8 protein-coding genes and 1 pseudogene are annotated in these 8,072 nt (G+C 44.1%); 6 read left to right on the forward strand and 3 right to left on the reverse strand.

Annotated elements, in window-relative coordinates:
• Positions 1 to 661 (reverse strand): KxYKxGKxW signal peptide domain-containing protein (locus ACW12G_RS05240; RefSeq protein ID WP_455647432.1); only part of this gene is annotated, 661 nt, incomplete at its 3' end.
• A 328-nt stretch (positions 662 to 989) separates the two neighbouring features.
• On the opposite strand from ACW12G_RS05240, the gene ACW12G_RS05245 reads away from it, so the two are divergent.
• Positions 990 to 2,294 carry a chloride channel protein gene (locus ACW12G_RS05245; protein WP_455647433.1) on the forward strand — a complete coding sequence of 435 codons (1,305 nt, stop codon included), beginning with the start codon at positions 990 to 992 and terminating at the stop codon, positions 2,292 to 2,294.
• A gap of 19 nt (positions 2,295 to 2,313) precedes the next feature.
• On the opposite strand, the gene ACW12G_RS05250 is transcribed toward ACW12G_RS05245, so the two are convergent.
• Both ACW12G_RS05250 and ACW12G_RS05255 read right to left on the reverse strand, forming a co-directional pair.
• Positions 2,314 to 2,646, reverse strand: coding sequence for a VOC family protein (locus ACW12G_RS05250; RefSeq protein ID WP_029510075.1), 333 nt, complete (start codon positions 2,644 to 2,646; stop codon positions 2,314 to 2,316).
• Between the two features lie 24 nt (positions 2,647 to 2,670).
• A complete protein-coding gene (locus ACW12G_RS05255; protein ID WP_455647434.1) occupies positions 2,671 to 3,930 on the reverse strand; it encodes an MFS transporter in 1,260 nt (419 codons plus the stop codon).
• Positions 3,931 to 4,025: 95 nt separating this feature from the next.
• Here ACW12G_RS05255 and ACW12G_RS05260 point away from each other — a divergent pair, with 95 nt between their 5' ends.
• From ACW12G_RS05260 to ACW12G_RS05280, 5 genes and pseudogenes are all read left to right on the forward strand, one after another.
• The gene (locus ACW12G_RS05260) at positions 4,026 to 4,982 is read left to right on the forward strand and encodes an Rgg family transcriptional regulator (RefSeq protein ID WP_455647435.1); all 957 of its coding nucleotides are present in this window, start codon (positions 4,026 to 4,028) and stop codon (positions 4,980 to 4,982) included.
• A 20-nt stretch (positions 4,983 to 5,002) separates the two neighbouring features.
• Positions 5,003 to 6,559 (forward strand): ABC-F family ATP-binding cassette domain-containing protein, encoded by a 1,557-nt coding sequence (locus tag ACW12G_RS05265; protein ID WP_455647436.1) that lies wholly within the window; start codon positions 5,003 to 5,005, stop codon positions 6,557 to 6,559.
• A 40-nt stretch (positions 6,560 to 6,599) separates the two neighbouring features.
• Positions 6,600 to 7,304: a biotin--[acetyl-CoA-carboxylase] ligase gene (locus tag ACW12G_RS05270; RefSeq protein ID WP_455647437.1), complete on the forward strand. Its 705-nt coding sequence runs from the start codon at positions 6,600 to 6,602 to the stop codon at positions 7,302 to 7,304.
• 40 nt (positions 7,305 to 7,344) lie between these two features.
• Positions 7,345 to 7,872 carry a 2'-5' RNA ligase family protein gene (locus ACW12G_RS05275; protein ID WP_455647438.1) on the forward strand — a complete coding sequence of 176 codons (528 nt, stop codon included), beginning with the start codon at positions 7,345 to 7,347 and terminating at the stop codon, positions 7,870 to 7,872.
• Positions 7,862 to 7,969: pseudogene (locus ACW12G_RS05280) on the forward strand (DNA topology modulation protein FlaR); the annotation flags it as partial. The gene ACW12G_RS05275 and the pseudogene ACW12G_RS05280, both read left to right, overlap by 11 nt.
• Positions 7,970 to 8,072: the final 103 nt, after the last annotated feature.

Below are 8,072 nucleotides of genomic sequence, written 5' to 3' on the forward strand. Positions count from 1 at the left end.
CGTCAGTGGCTGTGTAAAAGTCGCTGAAAATTTGTTCACCTTGCGCATTAAAGGCTACGGTTTGACCGGCAACGTGTTGCAAACCAGTGAGGGCGTTACCCGTATTGGCGTCAAAATAGTAGGTCTTGCCATTTTCTGTGGCGTAGGCACCTTTTGTTTGACGCCCTGTAGCATCAAAGTATTGCAATTGACCCGCAATGGTCGTTAAGCCTTTTGCATAGGATTGATCAGCATTAACATAATACCAAGCCCCAGCTTTTTCCACGTAGCCGGTTTGTGGGGCGGGGGTAGTGTCAGCTGCTGGTTGTTGCGGTTGCTCAGTCGTTGTTGCGGTTGTGGCAGGTTGTGCCGATGTTGGTGCTACAGGTGTAGTGGGCGCGACAGGGGTTTGTGGTGTCGTTGCACTACTGGTATCTGCCTGAGCGGCTGTCGTTGTTGCTGCAGCAGTGGTCGGCGTTGGCGTTGTAGTCGTCGCTGACGTTGCGGCTTCTGGCGCTGTCACTGTTACCTGTGAACCAGTTGTGTTTTGGTTACTATCAGCTGCAGCAGTCGTTGCTCCCGCGACAAAGGCTAGGGCAGCACCGGCTGTGATAACACCACCGACGACCCAGTTTTTACCGGCTTTATAAAGTTTTTTTCTAACTTGTGTTGGGTTTTCCAATATTCTTTTCTCCCATTAACGATTTGTGTTATAGCGAACAAGAGAGAATTATAACGGAGTAAATGTTAAACGTATATCTTTTTACAAACGATTAACATTTACTTAAGAAGTATCAAAAAAGTAATAGAAAAAAATAAACTTTTTAAGAATTTGCCGAAAAAAAGCCAGTGCAATTAGTGGAAGCGCTATAATGAGGCATGTTGTGGTCGAATTTAGCATTAATCGATCGAATTTGTGAAAAAATATGCTTTTGTTTATGTTAAAATATAAAAAGTTGTGCTTTTTTTGAAAAAGGCTAAAATTTCAATTAGTTTAGGGGCGGTATGTTATGGAAAATCAGTTATCATCAAACAAACCTCGTCAGATACCATGGTTTAAACAAAATGCGAGTGTACTAGTACTCTCTACCATTGTTTTGGGGATAACATCGGGTGTGGGGGCGCTCGTACTGTCATTCTTCTTAGAAAGTATTGAACATCTGTTTTTGAAATATGGCGAAACGGCTAAAATACCAGCGCCGATTGCGACAATGCCTTTAGTACGACTACTATCCGTTGTCATAGGTGGTGTGATTGCTGCTGTGATTTGGTGGTTTTTACGCACAAAAACAACGCCAACCATTAGTGTCAACAAGGCGTTGGCTGGTGGCAAAATGCCCCTCTGGCAGACGTTGTTGCATGACTTCACCCAGATCTTTTATGTTGGAACGGGTGGTTCAGTTGGTCGTGAATTGGCGCCTCGTGAAGTTGGTGCCGTATTGGCCGAAAAGTGGACAGCATTCTTGTCTCGTCATCACATCGAACCGCTTTCCAGTGATGATCGCCGACTATTAATTGCTTCAGCTGCCGGTGCTGGTTTTGCCGGTATCTATATTGCACCCATTACGGGGATGCTGTTTGCCGTTGAAATCATGTATAAAAAATATGATTTGAAAACAATTGGCGTGAGCTTGACGATGTCAACCATCGCCATGGGGATTGGCTCATTAGTGAAGGGATTTAACCCTTATTATTTACTAGATGATGTGAAATTTCCCATTGGCAGTGTCTTGTTTGTGATCATTTTGGCACCGCTGTGTGGCTTTGCGGGGAGCTGGTTTAGAAAATGCTTCCAATGGGCTGAAAAAAATCAGACTAAAACACGTCATATTTTATGGCAATTACCTGTTGTCTCACTCTTAACGGGTAGCATTGCTTATTTCTTCCCAGAAATTATGGGGAATGGCCGGTCACTAGCGCAGTTGGCAATTGGCGGGAGTGCGCGTTATCAGCAAATTATCATTGTGTTATTGGTTGGTGCGGGCTTAAAGGCTATTGTGACAGTTTTGACTATTCGGTCAGGCGCATCCGGTGGTACGTTGACACCATCAATTTCAATTGGTGGCGCTTTAGGCGCTGTTGCTGGTTGGGTACTGTCTTACTGGGTCCCAGGCGTTAACATCGGTCAAGGGGCGATTTTGGGGGCTGGTACGTTGCTGGCAGCTTCACAACAAGCACCACTGATGGCCATGTTTATGTTGATTGAAATCACACATCTAGATGGTTCAGCGATTCTACCATTAGCGATTGGTATTTTGATTGCAAGTGCCGTATCGCGTCTCGTGTTACAACCTAAGACCAGTAAAAAAGCCTGACACATCGTGTCAGGCTTTTTTACTGATTGGCTTCAATGGTAATCAGATTACCTTCAGAATCTTTAATTTTAATGGCGATCTTGTTGCCAAAACGTGCTTCGGGTTCGCCAACTAACGTTACAAAATTATTTTTCAAATGCTTTTGCAAGTCTACTTGGTGATCTCGGACTAATAATTCGAGTTGATCGGTTGGCTCACCCGTGACAAACACAATATCTTCGCCATCTAGTGTTAAATGACGGCCGGATTGATGGCCTGATTGGGGCAAGTCAAAAACATCGCGCCAAAAACGGTAGGCACGGTTCGTATCAGTTGCTGGAATTGTTTTAATGTTTAATTTACGTGGTTTCATATTAATAAGTATAGCTGAATTTCACTAATTTTCAACTCGTTCAAGGTCACGATGGCGGGTGTAAATCGTATAGCCAACGATGATGAATAACAAAGTTGACATGGTCAGCCAAGCAAAACTGGGTGTGATGACATTGGCTAAGCTGAGAAATAAGAGTTGTCCCAATGGTGCGGTGGCGAGGACTAACGTATTGATTAGACCGCCAACACTGGCTAAACGATCAGGTGCGACACGTTGCATCATAATAGCCCCAATCCGTGGATTAATTTTAGCAGAAACATAGCCGATACCGGCGATTAGGAGTAACCAAACAAGACGATTTGGCCAAATACTTGGCACCAAGCCTAGTAATAGTAATAGGCCGCAAGCTGTCCCAATTAATTGTTTGGTGGTCATATGCTGAAAAATATCATGTACCACAATGGAACCCAGTAACATACTGACGGTTTCCACAGCACCAAATATGGCTACAGTAGTGCCAAAATTACCAATCATAAGCTGATGCATTTGTAATAACGTCAAATTAAACAGGCCGGCTAATGATGTACTAACAAAGTTAACAGCGGCAGCAAGTACAATGAGTTGGAAAAAGAGGTGATCACGGTAGACTGAAATAAAGGTGATGTTGAAATCAGAAAACAGTGTGGTTCGGGGATGATGGGCGAGATTTTGGCTAATTTGTTGCTGGGCCGCGGTAAAATACGACTGGTGGGTGGTCATCACGATCCAAGCGATGATAAACAGTAAAGCATTAATGAAACTGAAGACGGCCGCGTTGTTGTGTAAGAGGCTAAACAAGCCAGCGCCGAAAAAACCACCAACCATGGCCATGGTAATACTAACGGCTTGTTCGAGACTCATGGCAGTTTGCATGTCCTTTTGGGCTAAAATATAGCGCGAGATAGGTGCCATCAATAAATTACTATAAAGCCCTAAAATGTCATTGATAAAAATTAAGCCCAGCAACACAATGAAGGTCACGGTGCGGGTTTCATAGGCAAACAGTAAGCCGGACATCACCAGAAAAATAGTGGCTTGGGTACGTCTGGTGATTGACCAAGCGCGCAAATGATCGTGCGTTTTGTCGGCTAAATTACCTAGTAAAATGGCAAATAAATCTGGCAAAAAGGTGATGAACGCGACAGCAGTGACTGCTAAAGTGGCATGAGGGCGCGCCGCTGCGATCATGAGAAAAACAATGTTAAACAGACTAGTGCCTAAATTATTAAATAGTTGGGCGGTGATCATGATGCAAAAAGCGCGGTTGCTTTTAAGTAATGTCATATGTTTTGCTCCTTTGAATTGCGTAAATTCATTTTATCCAGTAAACTGAACAACAAATCAAAAAGCGAATATATGCTACTTTCTGGCGGTGACAAATGGATTACGGGGCAACATTTAAAAGAATACGTGAAGACAAAGGGTTAAAAATTGTTGATTTAGAACAAGAAAACATCTCACGCTCACTGATTGGCAAATTTGAAAAGGGCCAATCACGGCTATCAGCAGACCGATTGGATCGCTTATTAGCTGACATGGGTGTGAGTCATGATGAATTCTTGTTTCTCGGTGGGGAACCTGGGGATAATTATATGTACACGTTATTGCACGAAATGGGGGTGCAGTCTGGTAAAATACGCGAACGTCAGCAACTTGATCGGATGATTGCGCGGGCGACCCGTGATTTGACAAGTGGTCGTGGTGGCTTAAGTGCCAGATTTATGCGTGATTTTGGTCTGATGATCAAAATCGGCCTGACAGCCGAAGATGATGGGGTCAAAAAGGAGATGTATGAGTATCCTGGTGTTCAGCAACATGTTAAACCAGCCGTACAATTTTTAAAAAAGGCGGAAACATGGGGACGGTTGGAACTTGATTTATTTACCCTTTTTTATATTGGTATGCAGCCGGATGATTTACTCGTCCTAGGACGATTGGCAATTCAACGGGCACGGGTCTACACGGCATTAAGATCTGAGAAAAGGCGGTTAGTCGATATTATTCACACGGCATTTAACGGCCTCATGTATGTTGATCAAGCGGGGGCGGCGGAAATGTTAGCTCTTGAAGCACAAGTCATTCAGGCAGCCGATGAATTTATGATTGATTGGACGAGTGAACGGTTGCGTTTACGCTTAGATGAAGGGTTACTGATGATGTTGCAGGGCCAAGTTACGGCTGGGTATGAACAGATTATGTCAGTGGTTTCAGTCTATGAAATGATTGGCATGCAGGAAATGGCTAACTTTACACGCCAAATCATTGCCCAAACAAAATCGGCTATTGAATCCAACCAGCGGGATAAAATACCACATATTTACTCAATGTTGATTTAAAGTATGGTAAACTTAAACTTATGGCATTATTAGAAGTCAGTGGCCTTACAATGGCCTACGCAGAAAAAACTTTATATGAAGACGCAGCCTTTGAACTACAACAAGGCGAACACATGGGGATTGTTGGTCAAAATGGTGCCGGCAAGTCAACCTTAATTAAGATTATTACCGGACAAGAATTACCCTTGTCTGGGAAAATTGACTGGCAAAAAGGCTTAAAAATTGGCTATTTAGACCAGTATGCTGAAATTCCTGACGGCATGAATTTGGTTGATTTTTTGCACACTGCTTATCAAGACTTATATGATAAGCAAGACCGCATTACCGAACTCTACAATGAGTACGCGGAAACCATGAACGACAAGTTGTTGGACCGCGCCGGTCGCATGCAAGAAGAACTGGATGCTGCCGGTTTTTATGATGTGGATACGCAAATCGAACGCGTTATCTCCGGTTTGGGCTTAGAAGCTATCGGTCGTGATCGTGAATTGGAACAAATGTCTGGTGGTCAACGTGCCAAAGTCATTTTGGCCAAGTTGTTGCTGGAAAATGATGACGTCATCATTTTGGATGAGCCGACGAACTATCTGGACGTTGCCCACATTGCCTGGTTGCAAGATTTCTTGCAAACCTATGAAGGCGCGGCCTTGATTATTTCCCACGACTTTTACTTTTTGGACAAAGTGACCAACGCGATTATTGATGTGTCATTTGGTAAGATTACCAAATATCGTGGCTCGTTCACGAAAGCGATGCGTCAAAAAGAAGAGCGTACGGAACAACAGTTGCGTCAATATGAAAAGCAACAGGGCGAAATTGAAAAGGCCCAAAAGTTCATCGCCAAGAACAAGGCACGGGCCTCAACTTCAAAGCAAGCGAAGTCACGTGAAAAGATGCTGGCGCGCATGGAAAAGATTGATCCACCGTCAGAAACATTACAAGCAAAATTCAATTTCCCTTATGTGAACTCACAATCTGCCAACGCATTGACAGTTAATGATTTGTCCGTTGGTTACGTGACCCCAGTCTTGGAGCCAGTAACTTTCTCAGTGACAACGGGACAAAAGATTGTCTTTAAAGGGTTCAACGGGGCTGGTAAGTCGACATTGATTAAGTCAATTCTCGGTGTGATTCCTGCCTTGCACGGGACAGCTGAATTCTCACCGTCTGCCGTTGTTAACTACTTCGACCAAGACTTGGCATGGGATGATGACACAAAGACACCATTACAAGAAATGCAAGATCGTTTCCCAACGCTAGAACCAAAGGCGTTGCGGACACGATTGGCTGCGGCAGGGATTAACGCTGAAAACGCGCAAAAGCCGCTGCAACAACTTTCTGGTGGTGAGCAGACAAAAGTGAAGTTGGCCATTATGGAAATGAAGCCAAGTAATTTCTTGATTTTAGATGAGCCAACCAACCATTTGGATGAAGGGACGAAAAATGCCCTACGGGCAGCGATTGACAAGTTCCCAGGAAATGTCATTATCGTGTCCCACGAAGTGAGCTTTACCAAGGGCTTTGGTGACCGTGAATTAAACGTTGCGGCGCTATCCTATAAGAAAGAAACAGATTAGTATGGTGCAACTACTGACACAAAACAACATGCCGAAAAACATGACAGTTTTTGATGTGGTTGCGTCAACAATGATAAAAGGTCGAGACATGCTGAACGCAGGCGTGGCTCGGCCTTTTGCTGTAGTTGCCAATCAACAAACTGCTGGGTACGGGAAATTTGGGCGCCAATTCTTCTCACCGCGAGGGAGCGGTGTGTATATGACGTTTGTTTTTGACGTGCCCACCGGTGGTTTTGATGCCGGATTATTGACCACCGGCGTGGCCGCAACGATTGCGCGGGTCATTTTTGAAGTGACTGGTATTCAAGTAGCTATGAAGTGGGTGAATGATTTATATTATCAGGATCGCAAAATTGCCGGTATTCTTGCCGAGGGCATTCTGACCGCAGGTCAGCTCACGCAAGTCAGTATCGGGGTTGGTCTCAATATTTTATCGACAGTGGTGCCACCCGAACTGCGGGATAAAATTGGGGCACTTGACGTTGATGTGGATAAAAATGTGTTGGTCCGTCAGATTTTCACAGCCTTGCAAGCCGACTTTGCGGGTTATCAACAAGGGCAACATCTTGCCTATTATCAAGCACATGCTTATTTAACAGGCCGTTACGTGTCAGTACAAGTTGGGCAAACCGTTATCACTGGTAAAATTGTTGGGGTTGGGCAACGTGGAGAATTACTACTAGTTGATGATAGTGGTAGTTCACATGCTTTGTTGAGTGGCGAAGTAACCAAAGTCAATTTTTAATGTTGAATGGTTCATCACGACAAACAGGAAGGGAAATGTGATGGGATTGCGATCAATTTTATTATTACCACGTATTAATCATGACCTTGTCCATGACGTGAGGCAACAGTATGATACGCTGTATCAGCATGTTGCGCCACACATCTCACTGGTTTTTCCTTTTGAGAGTGACATGTCAGACGATACAGTGATACAGGTTGTCACGGATGTGATGCAGCGTTTTTCGGCGTTTGATATCACATTGAACCGAGTTGCTGGTGAGCCTGACAATGGGTACGTTTGGCTAGTTGTGGATCAAGGCGCTGCCATAATTACGGCTATGCATGATGCGTTATATCAGGCACCAATATTTGCTGCCCACCTGCGACAAGATATCCCCTATATACCCCACATGACAATTGCACAAGGTGTGACACCAGAGCAGGCGCAACAGTTAATCGCAGCATTGGGTCAAACACCACTGACAATCATGACGACCATTGCTTCTGTGAGAGTGGAACATATCCTAATCAACGATGCTTCAGATGTCTTCTGTCAGGTGGCATTGCGGTGTGCGCATGAAAATTAGAATTATTGGTCCTGTGGGTAGTGGGAAGACAACATTGGCTAATCAAATCAGTGTACGTACGGAACTGCCAGTAACGTCCTTGGGTGAGCTTAACTGGGATGACTGGCCACTGGAGACCGACAGTGGTTAAAACAGTCATTTTAAATGCATTTGACAAAATAAAAGTATTAGAATAGAATAAAAACAATGAGAAAATCATA

The organism is Leuconostoc sp., assembly GCF_965300815.1.

Coding starts and splice junctions, on each gene's coding strand:
- ACW12G_RS05265 (WP_455647436.1), top strand. CDS start 5,003: ATGGCATTATTAGAAGTCAGTGGCCTTACAATGGCCTACGCAGAAAAA.
- ACW12G_RS05270 (WP_455647437.1), top strand. CDS start 6,600: ATGACAGTTTTTGATGTGGTTGCGTCAACAATGATAAAAGGTCGAGAC.
- ACW12G_RS05260 (WP_455647435.1), top strand. CDS start 4,026: ATGGATTACGGGGCAACATTTAAAAGAATACGTGAAGACAAAGGGTTA.
- ACW12G_RS05245 (WP_455647433.1), top strand. CDS start 990: ATGGAAAATCAGTTATCATCAAACAAACCTCGTCAGATACCATGGTTT.
- ACW12G_RS05255 (WP_455647434.1), bottom strand. CDS start 3,930: ATGACATTACTTAAAAGCAACCGCGCTTTTTGCATCATGATCACCGCC.
- ACW12G_RS05275 (WP_455647438.1), top strand. CDS start 7,345: ATGGGATTGCGATCAATTTTATTATTACCACGTATTAATCATGACCTT.
- ACW12G_RS05250 (WP_029510075.1), bottom strand. CDS start 2,646: ATGAAACCACGTAAATTAAACATTAAAACAATTCCAGCAACTGATACG.